The sequence below is a fragment of the Rhodococcus shunpengi genome (genome assembly GCF_048381395.1).
Taxonomy (GTDB): domain Bacteria; phylum Actinomycetota; class Actinomycetes; order Mycobacteriales; family Mycobacteriaceae; genus Rhodococcus.
Window position 1 is genome coordinate 307,706 of record NZ_JBLWIU010000036.1, and the last position, 20,765, is coordinate 328,470.

General features: G+C 66.0%; 21 protein-coding genes. 9 read left to right on the plus strand and 12 right to left on the minus strand.

The window, feature by feature from the left end; all coding sequences use genetic code 11:
- Window positions 1-29 precede the first annotated feature (29 nt).
- Window positions 30-1,115 carry a Glu/Leu/Phe/Val family dehydrogenase gene (locus tag ACNJ7K_RS25655; protein ID WP_487042445.1) on the plus strand — a complete coding sequence of 362 codons (1,086 nt, stop codon included), beginning with the start codon at window positions 30-32 and terminating at the stop codon, window positions 1,113-1,115.
- A gap of 54 nt (window positions 1,116-1,169) precedes the next feature.
- On the opposite strand, the gene ACNJ7K_RS25660 is transcribed toward ACNJ7K_RS25655, so the two are convergent.
- Window positions 1,170-1,676, minus strand: a complete 507-nt coding sequence (locus ACNJ7K_RS25660) for an Lrp/AsnC family transcriptional regulator (protein WP_159417544.1) — start codon at window positions 1,674-1,676, stop codon at window positions 1,170-1,172.
- A gap of 219 nt (window positions 1,677-1,895) precedes the next feature.
- On the opposite strand from ACNJ7K_RS25660, the gene ACNJ7K_RS25665 reads away from it, so the two are divergent.
- Together ACNJ7K_RS25665 and ACNJ7K_RS25670 are read left to right on the plus strand one after the other, a co-directional pair.
- Window positions 1,896-3,431 carry an amino acid permease gene (locus tag ACNJ7K_RS25665; RefSeq protein ID WP_487042446.1) on the plus strand — a complete coding sequence of 512 codons (1,536 nt, stop codon included), beginning with the start codon at window positions 1,896-1,898 and terminating at the stop codon, window positions 3,429-3,431.
- Window positions 3,432-3,560: 129 nt separating this feature from the next.
- The gene (locus ACNJ7K_RS25670; RefSeq protein WP_145692247.1) at window positions 3,561-3,794 is read left to right on the plus strand and encodes a hypothetical protein; all 234 of its coding nucleotides are present in this window, start codon (window positions 3,561-3,563) and stop codon (window positions 3,792-3,794) included.
- A 426-nt stretch (window positions 3,795-4,220) separates the two neighbouring features.
- Here ACNJ7K_RS25670 and ACNJ7K_RS25675 read toward each other — a convergent pair whose 3' ends face one another.
- The 3 genes from ACNJ7K_RS25675 to ACNJ7K_RS25685 all read right to left on the minus strand — a co-directional run bounded on the left by ACNJ7K_RS25675 (window position 4,221) and on the right by ACNJ7K_RS25685 (window position 6,398).
- A complete protein-coding gene (locus ACNJ7K_RS25675; RefSeq protein ID WP_120283673.1) occupies window positions 4,221-4,610 on the minus strand; it encodes a hypothetical protein in 390 nt (129 codons plus the stop codon).
- A 97-nt stretch (window positions 4,611-4,707) separates the two neighbouring features.
- Window positions 4,708-5,547, minus strand: a complete 840-nt coding sequence (locus ACNJ7K_RS25680) for a PaaI family thioesterase (protein WP_487042447.1) — start codon at window positions 5,545-5,547, stop codon at window positions 4,708-4,710.
- Between the two features lie 176 nt (window positions 5,548-5,723).
- Window positions 5,724-6,398 (minus strand): PaaI family thioesterase, encoded by a 675-nt coding sequence (locus ACNJ7K_RS25685; protein ID WP_192378563.1) that lies wholly within the window; start codon window positions 6,396-6,398, stop codon window positions 5,724-5,726.
- Window positions 6,399-6,812: 414 nt separating this feature from the next.
- Here ACNJ7K_RS25685 and ACNJ7K_RS25690 point away from each other — a divergent pair, with 414 nt between their 5' ends.
- Entirely contained in the window at window positions 6,813-8,765 is a 1,953-nt protein-coding gene (locus ACNJ7K_RS25690; RefSeq protein ID WP_192378562.1) for an APC family permease, read from the plus strand.
- Here ACNJ7K_RS25690 and ACNJ7K_RS25695 read toward each other — a convergent pair.
- The 4 genes from ACNJ7K_RS25695 to ACNJ7K_RS25710 form a co-directional block, all read right to left on the minus strand.
- The gene (locus ACNJ7K_RS25695) at window positions 8,762-9,304 is read right to left on the minus strand and encodes a hypothetical protein (RefSeq protein WP_487042448.1); all 543 of its coding nucleotides are present in this window, start codon (window positions 9,302-9,304) and stop codon (window positions 8,762-8,764) included. The two genes, ACNJ7K_RS25690 and ACNJ7K_RS25695, sit on opposite strands and share 4 nt — an antisense overlap.
- 80 nt (window positions 9,305-9,384) lie before the next feature.
- Window positions 9,385-10,146, minus strand: coding sequence for a DUF899 family protein (locus ACNJ7K_RS25700; protein WP_487042449.1), 762 nt, complete (start codon window positions 10,144-10,146; stop codon window positions 9,385-9,387).
- A gap of 53 nt (window positions 10,147-10,199) precedes the next feature.
- The gene (locus ACNJ7K_RS25705) at window positions 10,200-11,072 is read right to left on the minus strand and encodes an alpha/beta fold hydrolase (protein WP_487042450.1); all 873 of its coding nucleotides are present in this window, start codon (window positions 11,070-11,072) and stop codon (window positions 10,200-10,202) included.
- Window positions 11,073-11,371: 299 nt separating this feature from the next.
- Window positions 11,372-11,854, minus strand: a complete 483-nt coding sequence (locus ACNJ7K_RS25710) for a winged helix-turn-helix transcriptional regulator (RefSeq protein WP_174246988.1) — start codon at window positions 11,852-11,854, stop codon at window positions 11,372-11,374.
- Window positions 11,855-11,944: 90 nt separating this feature from the next.
- On the opposite strand from ACNJ7K_RS25710, the gene ACNJ7K_RS25715 reads away from it, so the two are divergent.
- A complete protein-coding gene (locus ACNJ7K_RS25715; protein ID WP_192378558.1) occupies window positions 11,945-12,379 on the plus strand; it encodes a PaaI family thioesterase in 435 nt (144 codons plus the stop codon).
- Window positions 12,380-12,992: 613 nt separating this feature from the next.
- Here the strand turns inward: ACNJ7K_RS25715 and ACNJ7K_RS25720 are convergent.
- Genes ACNJ7K_RS25720 through ACNJ7K_RS25735 form a run of 4 tightly spaced genes read right to left on the minus strand, consistent with a single transcriptional unit; the run spans window position 12,993 to window position 16,925 of the window.
- Window positions 12,993-13,790, minus strand: a complete 798-nt coding sequence (locus ACNJ7K_RS25720; protein WP_159417553.1) for an enoyl-CoA hydratase — start codon at window positions 13,788-13,790, stop codon at window positions 12,993-12,995.
- Window positions 13,791-13,830: 40 nt separating this feature from the next.
- Window positions 13,831-15,378 (minus strand): CotH kinase family protein, encoded by a 1,548-nt coding sequence (locus ACNJ7K_RS25725; protein ID WP_487042451.1) that lies wholly within the window; start codon window positions 15,376-15,378, stop codon window positions 13,831-13,833.
- Window positions 15,378-16,055 carry a DUF4956 domain-containing protein gene (locus tag ACNJ7K_RS25730; RefSeq protein ID WP_230792773.1) on the minus strand — a complete coding sequence of 226 codons (678 nt, stop codon included), beginning with the start codon at window positions 16,053-16,055 and terminating at the stop codon, window positions 15,378-15,380. The genes ACNJ7K_RS25725 and ACNJ7K_RS25730 overlap by 1 nt, the downstream gene beginning before the upstream one ends.
- A gap of 27 nt (window positions 16,056-16,082) precedes the next feature.
- Complete coding sequence (locus tag ACNJ7K_RS25735) at window positions 16,083-16,925, minus strand: polyphosphate polymerase domain-containing protein (protein WP_159417555.1); 843 nt, start codon at window positions 16,923-16,925, stop codon at window positions 16,083-16,085.
- Between the two features lie 132 nt (window positions 16,926-17,057).
- Between ACNJ7K_RS25735 and ACNJ7K_RS25740 the strand changes: the two genes are divergently transcribed.
- The 4 genes from ACNJ7K_RS25740 (at window position 17,058) to ACNJ7K_RS25755 (ending at window position 20,739) form a co-directional block, all read left to right on the plus strand.
- Entirely contained in the window at window positions 17,058-17,765 is a 708-nt protein-coding gene (locus ACNJ7K_RS25740; RefSeq protein WP_487042577.1) for a response regulator transcription factor, read from the plus strand.
- The gene (locus ACNJ7K_RS25745; protein WP_487042452.1) at window positions 17,762-19,168 is read left to right on the plus strand and encodes a sensor histidine kinase; all 1,407 of its coding nucleotides are present in this window, start codon (window positions 17,762-17,764) and stop codon (window positions 19,166-19,168) included. The genes ACNJ7K_RS25740 and ACNJ7K_RS25745 overlap by 4 nt, the downstream gene beginning before the upstream one ends.
- Window positions 19,169-19,283: 115 nt before the next feature.
- Entirely contained in the window at window positions 19,284-19,562 is a 279-nt protein-coding gene (locus tag ACNJ7K_RS25750) for a hypothetical protein (RefSeq protein WP_088897942.1), read from the plus strand.
- 40 nt (window positions 19,563-19,602) lie between these two features.
- Window positions 19,603-20,739, plus strand: a complete 1,137-nt coding sequence (locus ACNJ7K_RS25755; protein ID WP_088897943.1) for a 3-ketosteroid-9-alpha-monooxygenase, oxygenase component — start codon at window positions 19,603-19,605, stop codon at window positions 20,737-20,739.
- Window positions 20,740-20,765: the final 26 nt, after the last annotated feature.

Consider the following 20,765-nt stretch of genomic DNA (forward strand, 5'->3'; position numbering starts at 1 on the left):
AACACCGTCTGCTGCAAAGGAACCCACCGATGACCACTTCTGCCCTCGACCTCCCCGAGTTCACCACGTCCGACGGCGTGTTCGGCCGCTCCGCCCGCCTGACCGACCGTCCCCACGAGCGGGTCGTCTTCCACCACGACGCGGCCACCGGGCTGCGCGCGATCGTCGCGATCCACTCCACCGCACTCGGTCCCGCCCTCGGCGGCACCCGCTTCTACCCCTATGCGGACGAGATGTCGGCGCTCGAGGACGTGCTGCGACTGTCGTGGGGCATGACCTACAAGGCCGCGGTGTCGGGCGTGGACCTCGGTGGTGGCAAGGCCGTCATCATCGGGGATCCGAAGACGGACAAGACCGACGAACTGCTCGCCGCCTACGGACGATTCGTCGAGTCGCTCGGTGGTCGCTACATCACCGCCGCCGACGTGGGAACCCGCGCGGAGGACCTCGACGTGGTGGGCCGGCACACCGCCCATGCCGTGGGACGCACCGTCGCTGCCGGCGGATCCGGCGACAGCTCACCGCTGACCGCACTCGGTGTCTTCCAGGCCATGCGCGCCGGAGCGCAGACGGTCTGGGGCCAAACGACTCTCGCTGGTCGTACGGTCGGTGTCGAGGGTCTCGGCAAGGTCGGATACGAGCTCGTGAAGCTGCTCGTCGCAGACGGTGCCGAGGTGATCGTCTCCGACGTGAACCCCGCTGCGATCGCCCGCGTGGTCGACGAGTTCCCGGCGCAGGTCACCGACAACGTCGTTGCCTCGTCCGCCGACGTCTACGCCCCGTGCGCACTCGGCGGCACGCTGACCTCGACCACCGCTGCCCACCTCGACGCACGTCTCGTGTGCGGTGCGGCCAACAACCAGCTCGCGCAGCCCGAGGTGGAGGGACTGCTGGGCAAGCGCGGAATCGTCTGGGTGCCCGACTATGTCGCGAACGCGGGCGGACTGATCCAGGTCGCCGGTGAGGTCGACGGATCCGCCGCCGAGGTCGTCCGCGAGCGGGTGGAGTCGATCTTCGACCGCACCGCCGAGATCTTCGACGTCTCCAGCACTCTCGGCGTCACGCCGGGCGCCGCCGCCAACCGCATCGCCGAGCGGCGCATCGATACTGCCTGATCCGCACAGGGGAACAAGGGGAGGCACCGCGAGGTGCCTCCCCTTCTCGTGCTGTCAGGATTGCCCGGGCGACGACGAACGGCCGTGCCCCGCATCGCGGGTGATGTGCTCGACGAGCGGCTGCGTCCGGTACTCGATCGGCGTGGTGAGCGCGAGCGTCGTGGTGGTGTGCGCGACGCCCTCGATGGCGTGGATCCGCTCGAGGACCAGCAGGAGGTCCTCCTGGGACTGCGCGGCCATCCGGATCAGGAGGTCCTCCCGGCCCGTCGTCGCGTGTACTTCCAATACCTCGGGGAATCGCCCCAATTGGGCGATCACGTGTCCCATCCGTGCCTGGACGAGTTCGGCGCCGATGAACGCCTGCAGCGGCACGCCGAGCTTCGGCAGGTCGACGACCGGTCGGTATCCGGTGACGGCACCGGACTCCTCGAGTTTCCTGATGCGCGACTGCACGGTGTTGCGGGCGACACCGAGCTTCGCCGACAGATCGACGATTCCTGCCCGGGGGTTGCGAGTGAGCTCTCCGAGGAGAGCTGCGTCGAGCCGGTCGAGACTGAACACGATGACACCCTTTCCGTTGTGATGCGCGTCACCACTCGAGCATAATGCTCAGCCGAACAGAAAGATATTGACACTTCACGAGCCAGTGCCATGATTGCTGCATCAAATGCTCACGCAAACACGGCTTGCTGCAACGTAATGCGCGCGAAGTGAGCGACATGCCTACCCCTCGCCCGGACCGGGCGTGGTGGGCGCCGCAATCACCCCGAGGAGCACACAATGCCCGGAGTCGGCATCTGGCGGACCAAATCCGTCGAACAGTCGATCGCGGATACCGATGAACCCGGTTCGCGGCTACGACGAGAACTGACCGCCAAGGATCTGACCGTGTTCGGCGTCGCCGTCGTGGTCGGAGCCGGAATCTTCACCCTCACCGCCCGCACCGCCGGCAATCTCGCCGGACCGTCCATCTCGCTGGCGTTCGTCCTCGCCGCGATCGCGTGCGGTCTCGCCGCCCTGTGTTACGCGGAGTTCGCCTCCGCAGTACCGGTCGCCGGCAGCGCGTACACCTTCTCCTATGCCACCTTCGGTGAATTCGTCGCCTGGATCATCGGATGGGATCTGATCCTCGAGTTCGCCCTCGCCTCCGCGGTCGTCGCCAAGGGATGGTCGATGTATCTCGGGGGCATGTTCGGCGGAGACGCGTCGATCGACCTCGGACCGATCACGGTGGACTGGGGATCGCTGCTCATCGTCGGCGCCATCACGATCATCCTCGCGATCGGCACCAAGGTCTCGTCGCGGGTCTCCGCGGTCGTCACCGCCATCAAGGTCGCGGTGGTCCTGCTCGTCATCGTCGTCGGCATCTTCTACATCGACAAGTCCAACTACTCGCCGTACGTCCCGCAGCCCGAGGAAGCGGAGAGCACCGCGTCCGGTCTGCACCAGTCGCTGTTCTCGGCGCTCACCGGCGCGGGCGGCAGCACCTACGGCTGGTACGGCCTCCTCGCCGCGGCGAGCCTGGTCTTCTTCGCCTTCATCGGCTTCGACGTCGTCGCCACCACCGCCGAGGAGACCAAGAACCCCCAGAAGGCACTGCCCCGAGGCATCTTCGGTTCGCTGGCGATCGTCACCGTCCTCTACGTCGGCGTCACCCTCGTGCTCACCGGCATGGTGAAGTACACCGACCTGCGCACCGGCAGCGAGCTGGTCGGTGACGGCAGCGCGACGCTGGCCACGGCCTTCGAGGCCCACGGCATCACCTGGGCGCAGATGGCCATCAACATCGGCGGTCTCGCCGGCCTCACCACCGTCGTGATGGTGATGATGCTCGGCCAGACCCGCGTGCTGTTCGCGATGTCCCGTGACGGACTCGTCACCCGCAAGCTCGCCGTCACGAACCACAAGGGTGTGCCCGTGCGCATCACCCTGATGGTCGGTGGTGTCGTGGCCGTCCTCGCCGCGGTGTTCCCCATGGGTGTGCTCGAGGAGATGGTCAACATCGGCACCCTGTTCGCCTTCGTTCTGGTGTGCGTCGGCGTGATGGTGCTCCGTCGCACCCGCCCCGACCTGCCCCGCGGATTCCGGGTGCCGCTCGTGCCGCTGGTCCCGATCCTCGCGGTCCTCGCCTGCGGCTGGCTCATGCTCAACCTCTCGGTCGAGACGTGGATCCGATTCACCGTCTGGATGGTCCTGGGCGTGGCGATCTACTTCGTCTACGGCCGCCGCAAGTCGGTGCTCGGACAGCGCCTGAAGCTCGAGGCCGCGCAGCAGGAAGCTACGAAGCACGAAGCGAAGGAACCCGAACCGGTATAGATCGATCGTCCACGAGCCCGCCCGCACCGAATCGGTGCGGGCGGGCTCGTGTGTTCCGGCGGTTGCGGGTACCCGATCGGAAGGAGACCGGACGCCGTCCGGTCGCGATGCCGGAAGAGGAGGAGAGTCATGGCCACCTGCGACACGTGCGGCAACGACTACGACAAGACCTTCACCCTCACGCGTGGGGATGTCTCGGGCACCTTCGACAGTTTCGAGTGCGCGATCACCGCGATGGCACCGCAGTGCGCCCACTGCCACTGCCGCATCCTCGGGCACGGCGTGGAGTCGGCGGATGCCGTCTACTGCTGCGCGCACTGCGCACGTCAGGCCGGGCACACGGAACTGACGGATCGCGCCTGAGGAAAGCGTACGAAGCGCGCGAAAGTTGCAGAACAGACTCTGCGACTCGACCTTCGGTGAATTCCGAGAAAGATCTATGCACGCAAGTGAGCAGATTGCTCTATGCTGTGAACAGCGCCGCAGAGACGAAGGTCACAGGGTTGCCCGGCGTTTCGTCCGAACACAGGACGAATCGGACGAGGGGACCCGATTACCATTCGATCTGCCCCTGTCGTCGGGGAGGCAGACAGGGAAGGGCCCCGCCAGCGAATCGAGGGGAGGAGCCGGCGGGGCCTCGCGCTGTATCTCCTGTGTCGGGGAGGACTCTAGGGAGACACGGCCACCTACGCCGTGGCCGCTTTGGAGCTTAGGTGACGTCTGGGCACTCGTCCAGGGTCGATACTGAAACGAGACCTGAGAAATCTTCTCGGACCCGAACCGGAACGCTCATCCTGCTTTGCGACGGATGGGACCGGTTTCGGTATCGCTCTGCGCAGGAAAGACGGGGGTCGGCATCGCTCGGGACCCGTCCGGATGCCGGCGGTACGACGACGGCCGCTGCGAACGCCGACGACGTCGGCGGTTCCGCGTCGCCCAGAGCCCCCAGGCGGCAATGCACACACCCACTCCCGAGAGCAGATCGGCTTCGGTCAACCCGTGGTTCGGGGTCACCGAGTACAGCACGCGCCCCTCGAGAGGCCCGTTCATCAGCACCCAGAGTCCGGAGGCCACGAGCGCGGCCGCGCTCGACAGCAGATGAGGGCGAGAGAGGCACCACGTCGACGCGGCGAACAACGAGCACATCGCGACGAGCGAGTAGAACACGGCATTCTGCACGGTCGACTCCTCTCGCTCCTGCCGGATATCGATCAACTGTACTGGCGGAGGAGTCGGGCCCACCGAGTCGCAAGTCGTGACTCTCGCAACAGGGGTATCAGCTCAGGCGTTGCAGGGTGACCGTCGTCAGGGCGAGCACCTGATCGTCGGCTCCGGCGTCCACGAGGCGGACGTCGACGACCGCGTGGTCCTTCGTCTCACGGACCACTGTGACGTGCGACCGTGCCGGCCCCACCTTCACCTGCGACAGGTAGTGGGCCTGGATGTCGGTGGCCACGAAACCCGGGAGGACGGTGTGCGCCGCGTGCTCGGCGAGCAGTGCCTGGGCGCCACCCTGGATGGTGCCGATCATGTTGGCCACGAACGGAGTGAGGTCGAGCTCGAGTACGCCGGTCTGTGCGTCGAGGGTGCGCATTGCCAGGCGGGAGTAGATCGATCCTTCGACGTGCTCGCTGGGATACTCGCGGATGGCGCCCACCCACTCGCCGGGGTTGTAGTGGTCCGAGCCGGCCGCTGCGGCGCGGGGGAGTCGAGCGAAGGTGACGAGGCCACGTCCTGCCGGGCGCAGCGCGCCGTCGTCGAGGGCGGTGACGAGCTCACCCATGTCGGTGATGCCGCACCCGTCGAAGATCTCCGCGGCGACGTGCACGGTCTTCTTGCCGATGCGCACCAGGTGGGTATCGACGACGACCGGCCCTTCGGTGAGGGGTTCGGCCGTGTGGATGGACAGGTCCTGCGTCGCCGTCCAGTCGGGGCTGCACGCGGCGAGAGCGGGGGTGGACGTGACGATGTCGACCACGGTGGTGAGCATCCCGAGTGCTGCGGCGCCGGCGTCGTTGCGCAGCTTGTCGTGCAGGTCGACGCGCATGACGGCGCGTTCCTTGCTCACCTGGAGCGACGTCAGGCCGAAGTCGGCGGTGAAGGTGTGCTGACTCATGGTCACCGACGGCCCCAGGCTTGCGGAATGCTATTCTCGCTCATGAGAGTGATATTGCCATCATGCGAGCGACGACGGAAGAGTTGCCTCGTCCCGAGGTTCACAACGCGCAGGTGAGGCTCGCAACCCTGGTGGTCGACCATGGGCGTTGTGAGCCTCACTTTTCGGTTGTGAGCTTATTCGGGCCTCGGGGGCTCCGCGAACGAGTCGCGCTGCTGCACCATCCACACCGGCGCGATGAAGATGCCTTCTGCTTCCACGCAGATCCCCTCCGAGTCGGCGATATGCCCGACGACGAACGCCTTGCGCCCTTCGACACGGTCGAGTTTCGCCTCCACGCGCAGAGCGCCGAGAGGGGTGCGCTTGCGATAGCGGATGGTGAGCGTGCCCGTCATCCCCGGATATCCCGAGATGCGCGCGGCGTCGCCGAGGATCTGGTCGAGAAGCAGCGCGGAGACCCCGCCGTGCACGTGCCCGGCCGGCCCCTCGTAGACGGGACCGAGGTGGATCTCCGTCCACACGCGTCCGTCGTCGTCCTCGTGGATGTCGCCGATCGGGGCGATGGCGTTGCGCAGGCCTATTGCGGCGTTTCCCCAGTTACGGAATCGGCCCGAATCGTTGAACCGGGTGCCGTACGGGCCGTCCTCCCGGTCGCGTTCGAGGATCTCGCGCGCGGCCGAGAGATGTTCCCGCGCCCGCGCGACGTCGTCGGCATCCACACGGGTCTGCAGTGCGAGCTGGATCAGCTCGCGCACGTCCTCGGTGAGCGGACCGTAGGTGGCCCTCTGCTGATCGATTTCCTCGTCGGACAGTCCGTCGTTGACGTAGAGCTCGAGGATGGAATCGGTCATCGGGGTTCTCCGGATCGTGAGCGTGGTGAAGGACAGCAGTCGACCGCGCGCACGGTGAAGGAGTCAAGTTCTGCTGCCGCTGCACGGGATCATCGCAAAATCCGTAAAACGGACCGTTCTGTACGAAAACGTGTGAACCGCCATACGGGCGGGAATCAATGAGAGAACCCCGTCGGCTTAACGAGGGGAGGGGCCGACGGGGTCCGTCCGTGCCGTGTCAAAGGGGAGGAGACGCGGCACGCTTTGTTGCGAGGAGCAACAACGACTCCACGCTACCCACGATTCTTTCATCTGCCAACGTTGCCGACGGGTGATCGACGGGGTGAATTCGCTCTATCTGCACCCGTGGCGAGCGGGGTAATACAAGCGTACCGTTCGCTTCTGCGTGCGCGGGTATGCGCCGGACAGGAGTCGATGGTCGTGGCCGTAACCATCCACAAGGGCCGTGACAACGTCACCAAACGGATGTTGCTGGGAAGGCCGCTGCGCAGCGACACCCTCGGCCACACTCTGTTGCCGAAACGCGTAGCCCTGCCGGTGTTCGCGTCCGACGCCCTGTCGTCCGTCGCCTATGCACCGGAGGAAATCTTCCTCGTGCTGTCGGTGGCGGGCCTGTCCGCCTACGCGTTCTCCGGTTGGATCGGTCTCGCCGTCGCCGTCGTCCTGGTCGTCGTGGTCGCGAGCTATCGGCAGAACGTGCATGCCTACCCGTCCGGGGGTGGCGACTACGAGGTAGCGACGAAGAACCTCGGAGCGATGGCCGGCCTGACGGTGGGCAGCGCGCTCATCGTCGACTACGTGCTGACCGTCGCCGTGTCGATCTCGTCGGCGGCCCAGAACATCGGGTCGGCGATCCCCTTCGTCGAACACCACAAGGTGCTGTTCGCGATCGTCGCGATCACTCTCCTCACCGCGGTCAATCTGCGGGGACTCCGCGAAGCGGGCACAGCTTTCGCCATCCCCACCTACGCATTCATGTTCTGCATCGGGGTGATGCTCGTCTGGGGTTTCGTGCGTCTCGTCGTGTTCGACGCCCCGCTGCGCGCCGAGTCGTCGCACTACGAACTGGCCGCCGAACAATCACACCTGGCCGGACTGGCCTTCGCGTTTCTTCTCGCCCGCGCGTTCTCGTCGGGATGCGCGGCCCTGACGGGAGTGGAGGCCATCAGCAACGGGGTGCCGGCCTTCCGGAAACCGAAATCGCACAACGCCGCCACCACGCTGCTGATGCTGGGTGCCATCGCGATCACGCTGCTGATGGGCATCATCGTCCTCGCCGAGCGGCTGGGCGTCGTCGTCGCCGCCGACCCCGCGACGCAAGTGCTCGGGGCGCCGGAGGGATACCATCAGAAGACGCTGGTCGCGCAGGTCGCCGAGACGGTCTTCACCGGCTTCCCCCTCGGCTTCTACCTCGTCACCGCCGTGACCGCGTTGATCCTCGTCCTCGCCGCCAACACCGCATTCAACGGTTTCCCGGTCCTTGCGTCGATACTCGCGCAGGACAAGCACCTGCCGACGCAACTGCGCACCCGAGGCGACAGGCTGGCGTTCAGTAACGGCATCGTCTTCCTGGCCCTCGCGGCGATCGTGCTCGTCTGGGTGTTCGACGCCGAGGTCACCCATCTCATCCAGCTCTACATCGTTGGGGTGTTCGTCTCCTTCACGTTGAGCCAGACCGGCATGGTGCGTCATTGGACCCGCCTGTTGGTCACCGAAACCGACCCACGTCACCGCCGGAGAATGCAGCGCTCACGCGTCGTCAACGGTATGGGTCTGGTGATGACGGGGACCGTCCTGGTCATCGTGCTCGTCACGAAATTCGTTGCCGGTGCGTGGATCGCGATCCTCGCCATGGTGGCCGTCTTCGTGACGATGCGGGCCGTGAACCACCATTACCGACGCGTGGCCGTCGAACTCGACGCCGGCAACTGGGACGGCCTGCTGCCCAGCCGCACGTATTCGATCGTGCTCGTGGCCAAACTGCATCACCCGACTCGTCGCGCGCTCGCGTACGCCTCGGCCACCCATCCCGACACCCTCGAAGCGATCACCGTCGACGTCGACGAGGAGGACACCCGTGCTCTCGTGCGCGAATGGGAGGCCAGCGACATCACGATTCCGCTGAAGGTCCTGGAATCGCCGTATCGGGAGATCACGCGACCCGTGCTCGACTACGTCAGACGGGTGCGGGGCAATTCACCGCGTGATGTGGTCACCGTCTTCATCCCCGAATACGTCGTGGGGCACTGGTGGGAGAACCTGCTCCACAACCAGAGCGCGCTGAGGCTCAAGAGTCGCCTGTTGTTCCAGCCCGGGGTGATGGTGACGAGTGTGCCGTGGCGGTTGCACTCGTCGGATTCGAGTTAGGCGAGCGCAGAGTCCGATTCCCGATCCGGATCGCTCTCGAAGAACGACGTCACGGTGTCGACGGTGAAGCGGTGACGCAGACGGCACGCCGAGTTCTGGTTCGCGAACAGGCCCGGGATGCGGAAGGCATCCTCACGCGCGACGGTGTGCGTCCACTGCACCGGCACGATCCACTCGCGGTGGTCCTCGTGCGGGTCCGTGCCCTCGCTCTCGTGGACGTACGGCGCCTTCAGGTCGAGGCTGCGGAACGGCACCGGGCGACCGTCGACGACGAGCGTCGCCTCGTCGGCCGGAGCAGCCGAGCCGGTCACGACGCCGATGCCGACGTACCCACTCTTCGGGATGTAGACGAAGACGCGGCCACCGACCGGCAACTCCTGCAAGGAATCCGAATACCAGCGGCCACCGCCGGCGGCAACGAAGCCGTAACGGCGGCCGTCGTCCCAATTCCGTGACGGGCTGCGCTCGCCGAAGTTCACGTACCAATCCCGGCCGTTCCATTCGGACTCGGGACGAGTCGACCCGGACGATTCCGCCACGCACCCTCCTTCGTCGGGAACACCTCGTTCCACGGTAGGTGCGCGGCACCGTCGGTGTGATCAGTACCGGTCGCGGATGATCAGTGCCAGTTGCCCTGCCTCCCGAGGGTCTCGACGGGAGTCGCACCGGGCCGGGTCCACTGCGGCACCGGGCGGCTCGTCTCGTCCCATGTCGCGTTGCCGTCGGCGTCGGCGCGCCAGAACCAGCACGGGCCGTTCCCCTCCGGCCACCCCTCGGGTTTGTCCTCCCACCTCTCGCCGCGCCCGTACGGGGTCATGTCGAGCAGGCCGGCCGAGCTGTTGGCGCGTTCGGTGCCGCGACCCGTCGTGGAGTAGGTGAGGAAGGTCCGGTCTCCGTCCCGGAGATAGGAGGTGAGATAGCCCATCGCTCCGCCCACGGGTTCGTCGAGGTCGCGCACCGAATACCAGGGCTGCGTGTAGCCCATGAACTCGACGAACGCTGCCACCTCCTCCCACGGGCCGGTGGTGACGAATGCGAGCGACACGCCGCGAGCATTGAGGTAGACGGCGTCGCGGACGTGCCAGGCCGTGGTGGTGCACCCCTCGCACTGCCCCTGCGGGGGTGCGCCGTCGTACCACATGTGCTTGTAGACGACGAGTTCGTTGCGACCCTGGAAGAGATCGAGGAAGGGGACCGGGCCGTCGGGCCCGACCACCTCGACCGTTCCGTCGAACTCCACCATCGGGAGTCGTCGGCGAGCCGCGGCGATGGCGTCGCCTTCCTCGGTGTGGGCTTTCTCGCGAACGAGGAGTTCGTCGCGCGCGGCCTGCCAGGTCGCGAGGTCGACCACGGGTGGACGGCCGGAGTGCGGTTCGGTCATGGTGACCTCCGGAAAGCGGGAACCGCGACGCGCGCGGGAGCGGATCGGACGGATTACACGCGGCTCGGTTGGAGCACGTCGCGGAGCACGGCGGCGAAAGCTTCAGGATCGCCGGGCATACCCTCTGAGGCGCCCATGAAGCCACCGTGATCGCCGGGGAACAGCGTCGGAGTCGTGCCGAGCCGCTCGGCGAGCGCTGCCGAGGCGCGGCCGCACAGTTGGCGTACCGACTCGCGACCACCTGCGATGACGATGTGCGTGGACGCGTTCGCCAGAGCATCGAGATCGGGGTGGTAACCCGTGCACGACATCCAGTTCTGGCCCAGCAACACGTCGTCGCGGGTCCCGTCGTCCTCGGTGGGCAGGCCGAAGTCGGACGGGTTCGGAGCGGGCCGGTCGAGATAATCGGAGGTCAGCTCGCCTTCATAACTGACCAGGGCGATGAACTTGGCCATGGCCGGTCCGAGGCCGCTGCGCTGATAGGTGTCGCGAATGTCGTCGCGCACCGCTTCGGCCCCGATGCGATCGGGCAGCAGTTCGACGATCGGCGGTTCGTGCGCGACCAGCGTGCGCACCTGCTCCGGATAGCGCGAGACGAGTTCGAGCGCGTTGACTGCGCCGCCGCTGCTGGCGAAGACGTCGACGGGACCGAGATCGAGTTCGACGAGGATCCGGTGCAGATCGTCGGCGTGCAGGGCGGGAGTGGACGCCATCGACGTGTCGGTGCGTGTGCCGCGGCCTGTGCCGCGCGGGTCGTAGGTGATCACCGTCCGGTCGTCGAGGTAGGAGACGAGGCTGGTGAAGCCGCTCGCGTCCATCGGGGATCCGGCGAGCAGCAGCGGGGTGGTGTCGCCGGGGACGGTGCGGATGTCGTAGACGAGAGTCGCGCCGGGGACGTCGATCGAGTGGGTGACGAATTCGGGCATGTCGGCTCCTTCTGGGTCGGTGACCATACCGACCCGCGCCGCCCGAGAAATTCATCGCACAGAAAATTCATCGCACATACGACCGCGTCCGCACCCATCACGGATGCGGACGGCGTGCGCCGGCTCAGTGGGCGATGCCCGGTTTCGCAGGCAGTCCGCCGAGGAGCGCAAGAGACCCAAAGTGCATATGTGTTCCTCCTGTCGTTCGGTTATCCGGACTGCGTCCGCACCGGGACGCTGAGCCAGGAGTACCCACCGCCTCGGCGCGAAACACTGCCGCGGATCGAAAATCCACTTCGTTATGTTTTCGTGCCCTCGGGGAGTTTTCGCGCGGTCGGACCCGGCCGGGTCTGCGATTCGCTCGGCCGTAGCGGACCGTGGCCGTGGGCGCATTGCACGACCGCTTCGACCGGAGCGCCGCAGTCGCGGTGTTCGATGAGCAGCGACGGACCCTCAGGGTCGGCGCAATACTTGTCCCCCCATTGGAGCAGGGCGACGAGGATCGGGTAGAGATCGCGGCCCTTGTCGGTGAGCCGGTACTCGTTGCGCGTGCGGCGGCCTTCCTCGCGGTAGGGGACGGTGTCGAGGATTCCGGCGTCTACGAGGGTGCGCAGCCGGGCCGACAGCACGGGGTCGGAGATGCCGGTGTGCCGACGCATCTGCTCGAAACGTCGCACGCCGTTGAACACTTCGCGGAGAACGATCATCGTCCATTTCTCGCCGATGACGTCCATCGTGCGCTGGACCGAGCAGTTGTCGGTGCTGTAGTCGAGCCACTGCATGCCCACAGGGTAGCTGACTTAATCCTTGACAGTCAGACCTCTGCGGTGGCTAACTGTGGTTATCGAAGTCAGCGTGAACGAGGAGTTGTCATGACCGGAACTACCGAGGCCCGTCCGACCATCGAGGACTACGGGCAGAAGCCGCCGAGCCGCTTCGTCGAGGCGAGCGGCTTCGTCGTCGAGGAAGCCACCGGAACGAAGGTCACCGGATACGTCGACCTGGGCCCCGACCACCACACCCCGTGGGGAGTCGTGCACGGTGGGCTCTACGCGACCATCGTCGAAACTGCCGGCAGCATCGGCGCAAGCGCTGCGGTACTCGAGCGCGGTCAGTTCGCCGTCGGCGTCAACAACTCGACCGACTTCCTGCGATCGACGACAGGATGCCGCGCGTCGGTCACGGCAGAACCGTTGCAGCAGGGCAGGACTCAGCAGCTGTGGCTGGTGATCATCACCGACACCGCGACCGGCAAGGTCCTTGCTCGCGGTCAGCTGCGACTGCAGAACGTTCCGTTGCCGGAGTAGTTGTTTGCGCGCATCGGTGTCGGGAATCCGTATCCATGGCAAGCATGGAACCTTTTCTCCCGATCAAGAACACCGGCTCGAACGAGATCGACGCGGCCGATCCGGGCCAGGGCGCACCGGCCACGGATCCCGGGCCTCTCCCGGGTGAGGACGTCGATCCAGAGATGGCGAAACGGGAGAAAGAGGAATTGGAGAAGCGAATGTCCGGGAAGCGTCACGAGGACACGGTTTTCCGGACTCCTGAGGTGGATCCGTCCGAATAGATCGAACCGCGCCCGCACACAGGGGGAGTGCGGGCGCGGAGTCGATCCGGGCGGATATCAGAGAATGATGCCGAGGCCCGCGAGCAGACCGAGGACCGGGGTCAGAAGGCCGGCGACGGCAGCACCGACGGTGGCGGCGAGAGAACCGAGCAGCATAGGAATACCTCCGTGTTGATGTGAATGGACCCGCCCGCGAACGGGCGAGAGAAGTGAAAAATCCGCAGGGATAAGTTCACTTCCGTCCCATACTTCGCGAAGGTCTCAGAGCCTGTTACCTCCCGTCACTAGTTGTTATCCTTCCGTGATAAATCTGTCCGATTAACCCGAAATGTCCTTTAATTACGACCGTTTCAGGACTTGGGATTCACGGCGTTTTGGGACTTTCCACGTTCGATCACCTCGGCCCGCCTCTCGGCGACCCGTGCCGGGGAGAACTCCCGCATCCACGCTTCCGAGGTCTGCTGCTCCACACGCAGAGCGGGTTCGACGACGTGCTCCTCGGCCCGGCGGTACGACGCGAGCAGCGCCCGCACACCCGGCTGGTCGTTGCCGGCGATCGTCCGCGCGAGCTCCAGCGCCGTGTCGAGCAGTTCGTCGTGCGCGACGACCTGTGTCACCAGGCCCGCACGCAACGCCTCCTCGGCTCCGACGAAGTTGCCCGACAGACTCATGCGACGCGCGAAGCCCGGACCCACCGCCGCGGGCAGGCGCTGGGTGAGTCCCCACCCCGGCAGGACACCGACGCGCGCGTGGGTGTCGGCGAAGCGGGCGCGCTCGGACGCGATGAGGAAGTCGCACGCGAGCGCCATTTCGAGACCGCCGGTGATGGCGGCACCGTTGACCGCACCGATGATCGGCTTGGAGATGGGCTTCCATGGATGACCGACAGGGAGGTCGGCGCCGGAGACCAGCGACAGATTGCCTCCGCTCTCCCCGAGTTCCTGCAGGTCGAGTCCGGCGCAGAAGGCCGGGTCGGTGCCGGTGAGGACCACGACGTTCGTTTCGTCGTCCACCTCCGCGGCGGCGATCTCGGTGCGCAGGGCATCGATGAGCGCCGAGCTCAGCGCATTCCGCGCCTCCGGGCGGTTGAAGGTGAGGATGCGGACGGAATCGCGCTGTTCGACGAGCAGGATCTCTTCGGAAGTCATGGGCCGACAGTATCCGTAACTTCGGTGGATCCGACCCCGCTCAGCGGGGCTGGATCCACTGGAGCTGTGCCTGGGCGCGTTCCTCGATCCACGAGCGCATCGAGTCGACGCTCTCCTGCAGCGCCGCGGCGGTGAGTCCGTCGGAGGTCGGCACCGACGCCGCCACCTCGTCGAGGACCTCGAGCGCCAGACCGTTGCCGTAGATCTGCTCGGACAGCTCCTGATACGCCTGGCGGTAGATCTCCGTGAAGGCGTCGGAGTCGAGGAAACGGGTCTTCAAGGTATTGCCGCCGCCTGGGCCGCGACCTTCACCGTCGCCTCCCGGCATTCCGGGTGGCATGCCCTGAGGCATCCCCTCGGGTGGCGCGCCGCCCGGCATGCCCTGTGGGGGACCACCCGGCCCTGTGCCGCCCATCATGGAGATGGTGTCGTCGGGGCCGGCGGTCGTGTCGCCCTGCATGGCCATGTTCAGATCCCACGAGACCACCGACAGTTTCTTCGTGTCGAGGTCGTACCAGAGGTAGTAGTTCTGACCGGGTCCGGCCATGTCGTCGAAGTTGACGAGCAGGTTCTGGGTGGCGACGTACCGGGCGAAGGACTCGACGTCGACCCAGTCGGCGAGGTGCGCGTCGAACTCGGCGTCGTCGGCAGAGTCCATCCACTTCAGGAAGCTGATGATCGGTTGCAGCGTCCCGGAAGCGGCGGCATTGATCTCCTCGAACTGGTCGGCGTAGTCCGACTGGTCGTCGCCGACGTACTCGAACCGCGACGACGCATCGGCCTTGTAGAGATAGCCGGGGGAGTCGAACAGCGAGTTGGCGTACTGCTCGTCGGGATGCTCGAGCACCAGTCGCGTCGCGGTGGCGCTGTCGTTGACCGAGTACACCGTGTACGCGTACCGCTGGGTGGGCTGATCGGTCTCGGCGGTGAGCGACAACGCCATCGCCTCGTTGAGCACCGGTGAGCCGGGCCGCACCGACAGCTCGGTCATGCCCTGATAGGCGCGACCGTCGACGTACTTGTCGAAACGGATCAGCAAGGGCAGCGAGGTCGGATCCTCCGGGTCCACCTGAGTCATGCCCTCCATATCGGGTGGGCCTTGCGCCGGATCGAAGCCTTCGGGCAACTCGAAGCCTTCGGGCAGTTCGAATCCTTCCGGGGGTCCGAAGCCGCCCGGGCCTTCACCGTTCTCGCCCTGCAGGCCGCGCAGCGTCGAGTTGCCCTTCAGTCGCACACCGATGTCGTCGATGCGGGTGCCGTCGATGATCACATCGGCGACCACCCACTCCTTGTCGCCGTCCTTCTCGTATGCGGAGATCATGTCGTCGTACTCGGCGTCGCCGATCTCGATCGACAACTCGTGTGTGACGGAGATATCGAACAAATCGACTGTGCCGGCGACGTTCTCGGTGATCGCCGAGGAGATGATCGTCGGGTCCCCGGTGATGTAGGGTCGCACGCGTGTCGCCCCGAAGGCCGTGGCCACGATCGCGACGAAGGCGATGAACGCCACCGGCAGTTTCCAGTGCCGACGCAGCGAGGTCGGTATCCGGTGTCGCAGCCGGCGCCGCGGTGTCGGTGCCGTCATCACAGGTCGGTCTGGTCGTATCCGGTCAGGACGCTCACCCGCTGGCCGGCATTGACGGCACTCAGAGCGGCGATCAGATCGTTCGAGCTCGTGCCCTTCTTCAGCTGCGCCGTGTAGTACAGCTCCACCAGGGCGCCCGCGCGGACGGATTCGGTGGACACCAGCTCGTATTCACTGCAGTGCTTGATGAGAACGTCCTCGACGGTGCTGGTGTAGGCGGGCTCCGGCGGCACCTGCACCTTGACCACCTGACGCTGCACGTCGAGCTTGAACCAGTTGAACTTGTTCATGATCAGCAGTACGAGGCAGATCGCGACGGTCGCCGCGGTGGCGAGCACGTAGAAGCGGGTACCGGTGGTCATGCCGATGGCCATCACCAGGAAGATGAACCCGACATCACGGGTTTCCTTGATGGCGTTGCGGAATCGCACCACCGACAACGCGCCGACGAGAGCGAACGCCCGGGCGATGTTCGATCCGACCACCAGCATGATGAGTGCGATGACCATGCCGACCAGCACCAGCGTCTGCACGTAGGACTGGCTGTAGGAGACGTTCTTGTGCGTGTAGCGGTAGACCCACGCGATCACACTCGACAGCACGAACGACAACGCCAGCGACACCACGATGTCGAAGGTCGTGAACGTGCCACTGAGATCCTGGAAATCGAAATTCATATCCGTCCTTGTTTCTGAAAGGGAAAGTCAGCGAACCGGAATCGGCTCGGTGGAAAGAAGATCTGCCGGTACCCGCGCATCGAAGCCGTCCGGCAGCACCAATTCCGGTGCGCCGAAACGGGACCGGGGTGCGAGTCCGAACGCCTCGACCGACTGGCAGTACTTCGACACCCGGATCACCGACATGTCCAGCCGCGCCGTCAGATCCGTCGCCCAGTAGGGCACCCGCTCGTTGGCCTTGAGTTCCACGATGGCCAGCTTCGGCGGGATGATGAAGCGGTTCTCGGCGCCGGACGCGAAGTGGAAGTCGCGGTCGCGGCCGTGCACCTTGTGGTCGATCGTCACGCGCAGGCCGAGGTCGGCGTCGCGTCCGACGAACGCCTCGCGCAGATAGCCGGTGGTCACGATCGGTCGCAGGTCCAGATTCCCCACGAGGCCGGAGACCTCGTTGACGAACGGCCGCTGCGAGTCGTCGCACTCGATGTCCTCACGTCCGTTCAGCCATCGCAGGGCGACGCCGTAGGGGAGGGCGGTGCGACGCTTCTGGGTCACCCGGTTGACGCGCTGCTTGATCTCGACCTGCACGGGAGTGTCGTCGGTACACGCGGCCGGATCTCCGTACAGCCGCATGCGCACCTTGCGGCGGAACTTCAGGCCCTCGATCTTCTCCCAGTAGAACCGCAGATCCGGGGTGTCGTAGTAGAGCGACGTCACCGGATACCCCCCGTGCGGGGAGTGCGGATCGGTGTCCATCCGGGCGGCGAGCTCGCGCCGCAGCTCGGGCACCTTCATCTCGTCGACGAAGTACTTGATCTCGTACCGGTTGAACGCGTGCAGTTTGCTCGCGGTCTGCTGGAAGCCGTTGTTCACCCCGACACCACACACCCGTCACCTCGAGGAGCCTTGGAGGTTTCCTGGCAGTTCGCTGGCAATCGGGAGACTCACATGAAACTGCCAGGCTTCCTCGAGCGGGGCGTCAGCCTCACCCGCGACAATCGATGCGTGACCGACCGGATTCCCGAAGCGCGCGTGCTCGTCGTCGACGACGAGCCCAGCATCGTCGAACTGCTGTCCGTGAGCCTGAAGTTCCAGGGCTTCGAGGTGGAGACCGCGAGCAACGGCGCCGAAGGACTCGACAAGGCGCGTCGCTTCCGGCCCGACGCGGTGATCCTCGACGTGATGATGCCCGGCATGGACGGCATGGGCATGCTGCGTCGCCTACGCGCCGACGGCATCGATGCGCCCGTGCTGTTCCTGACCGCGAAGGACGCGGTGGAGGACAAGGTCGCGGGGCTGACACTCGGCGCCGACGATTACGTCACCAAGCCGTTCAGCCTCGAAGAGGTCATCGCCCGGCTGCGCACGATCCTGCGTCGCGCCGGCAAGGTGTCCGAGGCCGAACGCAGCTCGCGTATCACCTTCGCCGACCTCGAACTCGACGAGGACACCCACGAGGTCTTCAAGGCCGGCAAACCCGTGTCGCTGTCGCCCACCGAGTTCACGCTGCTGTGGTACTTGATGCTCAACGCCGGGACGGTGCTGAGCAAGCCCCGCATCCTCGAACACGTGTGGAACTACGACTTCGGCGGTGAGGTCGGGGTGGTCGAGTCGTACGTGTCGTATCTGCGACGCAAGGTCGACACCGGCGATGTTCCCCTCATCCACACGGTGCGCGGCGTCGGCTATGTGATGCGGGAACCCCGCACATGAACCGCCTACGGGCGCTGCCACTCCGTTGGACGCTGGTGGCCGCCCTGGTGCTCCTGGCGGGCATCGGTCTGCTCGCGTCGGGTGTCGCGGTTACGTCGGCTCTGCAGAACTCCCTGCTCTCGCGTGTCGACCGGGACCTCGAGGAGGCCGCACGAACCTGGGCGCGACCCGACCGGCCACCACCGACACCCCCGCTGGACGCCCCCAACTCCCGGCGACCACCGAGTCCCTTCTATGTGCAGGCCGTCGACGCCGACGGCCGGGTGCTGTTCGTCGTCAACGACGAGTCGACCGCCCCCGACGTGGCGAACGACCCGACGGGCAAGCCGGTCACCGTCGGATCCGCGGGCGACGACGGTCCGCACTGGCGGGTGATGAGCACCGAGAATGCGTCGGGTGTCGTGACGACGGTCGGCATGAGCCTCGCCGAGACCGAGGAAACGGTGGACAGGCTCGTCGTGCTGCAGACGGTGATCGGTGCTGTCGTGCTGGTCGCGCTGGCGGTGGCCGGGGGCGTCGTTGTGCGTATGAGTCTGCGTCCGTTGGACGAGGTCGAGCGCACCGCTGCCGCGATCGCCGAAGGCGACCTCAGCGAGCGGGTACCCGAGGGCGATCCCCGTACCGAGATCGGCCGGTTGTCGGTGACCTTCAACGCGATGCTGGGCAGGATCGAATCGGCATTCGCAGCGACCGCGGCATCCGAGGAGTCGGCGAGACTCTCGGAGGAGAAGATGCGTCGCTTCGTCGCCGACGCCGGTCACGAACTCCGCACCCCGCTCACCACCATCCGCGGTTTCGCCGAGCTGTACCGGCAGGGCGCGAGCACCGACACGGGCATGCTCATGGAACGCATCGAACGCGAAGCCCGCCGTATGGGCCTGCTCGTCGAGGACCTGCTGATGCTCGCGCGACTCGACGAACAGCGCCCGCTCGACCGTTCCCCGGTGGACCTGCTCGCGGTCGCCGCCGACGCAGTGCACAACGCGCGTGCCGTCGCGCCCGAACGAACCATCACCCTCGACATCATCGACGGCCCGGGAACTCCTGAGGTTCTCGGCGACGACGCCCGTCTGCGTCAGGTGCTGAGCAATCTCGTCACCAACGCGTTGACCCACACCCCACCCGACGCCGACGTCACGGTGCGCGTGGGCACCGCGGACACCGATGCTGTCTTGGAAGTCGCCGACACCGGCCCGGGCCTCGACCCCGACGACCGGGAGCGCGTCTTCGAACGCTTCTACCGCGCCGACGCCTCCCGCACCCGCGCATCAGGGGGGAGCGGGCTGGGCCTGTCGATCGTCGCCGCGCTGGTCGCAGCGCACGGCGGGAAGGTGGAAGTGGAATCGGAGAAGGGCCTCGGCTCGACGTTCCGCGTCCGCATCCCCCGCCTACTCCCACGCTGACGCAGTCGCCGGGAGATCGGTGGAAGAGCGATTGTCCCGCTGGGCTGAAAAGCTGTGTCGCCGCCCACATCGCGGTTCCTACTCTCGACTCATCCGAGGAAGGGAACCGGAAACAATGCAGTCGCTCGCCTGTCACACCTGTGACGCTCGCGTGCTCGTCGCGAAGTACAGCCCCGCTCATACCAGTATCCAGTGGTCCGACGAGGCCAGGCAGGCATGCCGCGAGATCGCGGCCGCCGCCGCGTGCGGTCCCGGTGCCTACGTGATGCGCTGTGAGGCACTCGACCGCACGGTGGACGAGGCGGTGTCCGACGGGGTGATCCGGACCGGCCACCGAGTCGACCCCGCCATCGCTCCTCTCGCTTCCACGGAGGCAGTCACCTCAGCCCGGTGACCGCCGTTCGCCTTCACCCCTTGCCAGCCCAGGAGAAACCATGACCGTCCCCCAGGAGCGGATCGAGATCCGCAACATCGATCCCGGTACCAACCCCACCCGCTTCGCGCGCGGATGGCACTGCATCGGCCTCGCCAAGAACTTCCGTGACGGAAAGCCGCATCAGGTCAAGGTGTTCGGCACCGACCTGGTGGTCTTCGCCGACACGGCAGGAAAGCTGCACGTGCTCGACGCCTTCTGCCGGCACATGGGCGGCAACCTCGCGCGCGGCGAGATCAAGGGCGACACCATCGCGTGCCCGTTCCACGACTGGCGCTGGAACGGCCAGGGCCGTTGCGAAGCGGTGCCGTACGCGCGCCGCACGCCGAAGCTCGGCCGTACCAAGGCGTGGACGACGATGGAGCGCAACGGCGTTCTGTTCGTCTGGCACTGCCCGCAGGGTAGTGAGCCCACTCCCGAGCTCGCGATCCCCGAGATCGAGGGCTACGAGGACGGGCAGTGGAGCGACTGGACGTGGACGACCATCCACGTCGAGGGATCGCACTGCCGTGAGATCGTCGACAACGTCGTCGATATGGCGCACTTCTTCTACGTGCACTTCCAGATGCCCGAGTACTTCAAGAACGTCTTCGACGGACACATCGCCGGCCAGCACATGCGCTCCTACGGGCGCGACGACATCAAGACCGGTGTGCAGATGGATCTGCCGGAGGCGCAGACGATCTCGGACGCCTTCTACTACGGTCCGTCCTTCATGCTCGATACGATCTACACGGTCTCCGAGGGCACGACCATCGAGTCGAAGCTGATCAACTGCCACTACCCGGTCACGAACAACTCGTTCGTGCTGCAGTTCGGCACGATCGTCAAGAAGATCGAGGGCATGTCCGAGGAGCAGGCCGCCGAGATGGCGAAGATGTTCACCGACGGTCTCGAGGAGCAGTTCGCCCAGGACATCGAGATCTGGAAGCACAAGTCCCGCATCGAGAATCCGCTCCTCACGGAGGAGGACGGCCCGGTCTACCAGCTGCGTCGCTGGTACAACCAGTTCTACGTCGACCTCGAGGACGTCACGCCGGATATGACGCAGCGTTTCGAGTTCGAGGTGGACACCTCCCGTGCGCTCGAGTCGTGGCACAAGGAGGTCGAGGAGAACCTCAGCGGTTCGGCGGAGTGATCCGATGATCCGTCCCGCCGTACGCG

Bases quoted from the DNA above. Each gene is read 5' to 3' on its own strand.
- ACNJ7K_RS25655 (WP_487042445.1), top strand. From the start codon at position 30: ATGACCACTTCTGCCCTCGACCTCCCCGAGTTCACCACGTCCGACGGC.
- ACNJ7K_RS25665 (WP_487042446.1), top strand. From the start codon at position 1,896: ATGCCCGGAGTCGGCATCTGGCGGACCAAATCCGTCGAACAGTCGATC.
- ACNJ7K_RS25670 (WP_145692247.1), top strand. From the start codon at position 3,561: ATGGCCACCTGCGACACGTGCGGCAACGACTACGACAAGACCTTCACC.
- ACNJ7K_RS25680 (WP_487042447.1), bottom strand. From the start codon at position 5,547: ATGAGTCAGCACACCTTCACCGCCGACTTCGGCCTGACGTCGCTCCAG.
- ACNJ7K_RS25685 (WP_192378563.1), bottom strand. From the start codon at position 6,398: ATGACCGATTCCATCCTCGAGCTCTACGTCAACGACGGACTGTCCGAC.
- ACNJ7K_RS25690 (WP_192378562.1), top strand. From the start codon at position 6,813: ATGGTCGTGGCCGTAACCATCCACAAGGGCCGTGACAACGTCACCAAA.
- ACNJ7K_RS25700 (WP_487042449.1), bottom strand. From the start codon at position 10,146: ATGACCGAACCGCACTCCGGCCGTCCACCCGTGGTCGACCTCGCGACC.
- ACNJ7K_RS25705 (WP_487042450.1), bottom strand. From the start codon at position 11,072: ATGCCCGAATTCGTCACCCACTCGATCGACGTCCCCGGCGCGACTCTC.
- ACNJ7K_RS25710 (WP_174246988.1), bottom strand. From the start codon at position 11,854: ATGCAGTGGCTCGACTACAGCACCGACAACTGCTCGGTCCAGCGCACG.
- ACNJ7K_RS25715 (WP_192378558.1), top strand. From the start codon at position 11,945: ATGACCGGAACTACCGAGGCCCGTCCGACCATCGAGGACTACGGGCAG.
- ACNJ7K_RS25720 (WP_159417553.1), bottom strand. From the start codon at position 13,790: ATGACTTCCGAAGAGATCCTGCTCGTCGAACAGCGCGATTCCGTCCGC.
- ACNJ7K_RS25725 (WP_487042451.1), bottom strand. From the start codon at position 15,378: ATGACGGCACCGACACCGCGGCGCCGGCTGCGACACCGGATACCGACC.
- ACNJ7K_RS25730 (WP_230792773.1), bottom strand. From the start codon at position 16,055: ATGAATTTCGATTTCCAGGATCTCAGTGGCACGTTCACGACCTTCGAC.
- ACNJ7K_RS25745 (WP_487042452.1), top strand. From the start codon at position 17,762: ATGAACCGCCTACGGGCGCTGCCACTCCGTTGGACGCTGGTGGCCGCC.
- ACNJ7K_RS25750 (WP_088897942.1), top strand. From the start codon at position 19,284: ATGCAGTCGCTCGCCTGTCACACCTGTGACGCTCGCGTGCTCGTCGCG.
- ACNJ7K_RS25755 (WP_088897943.1), top strand. From the start codon at position 19,603: ATGACCGTCCCCCAGGAGCGGATCGAGATCCGCAACATCGATCCCGGT.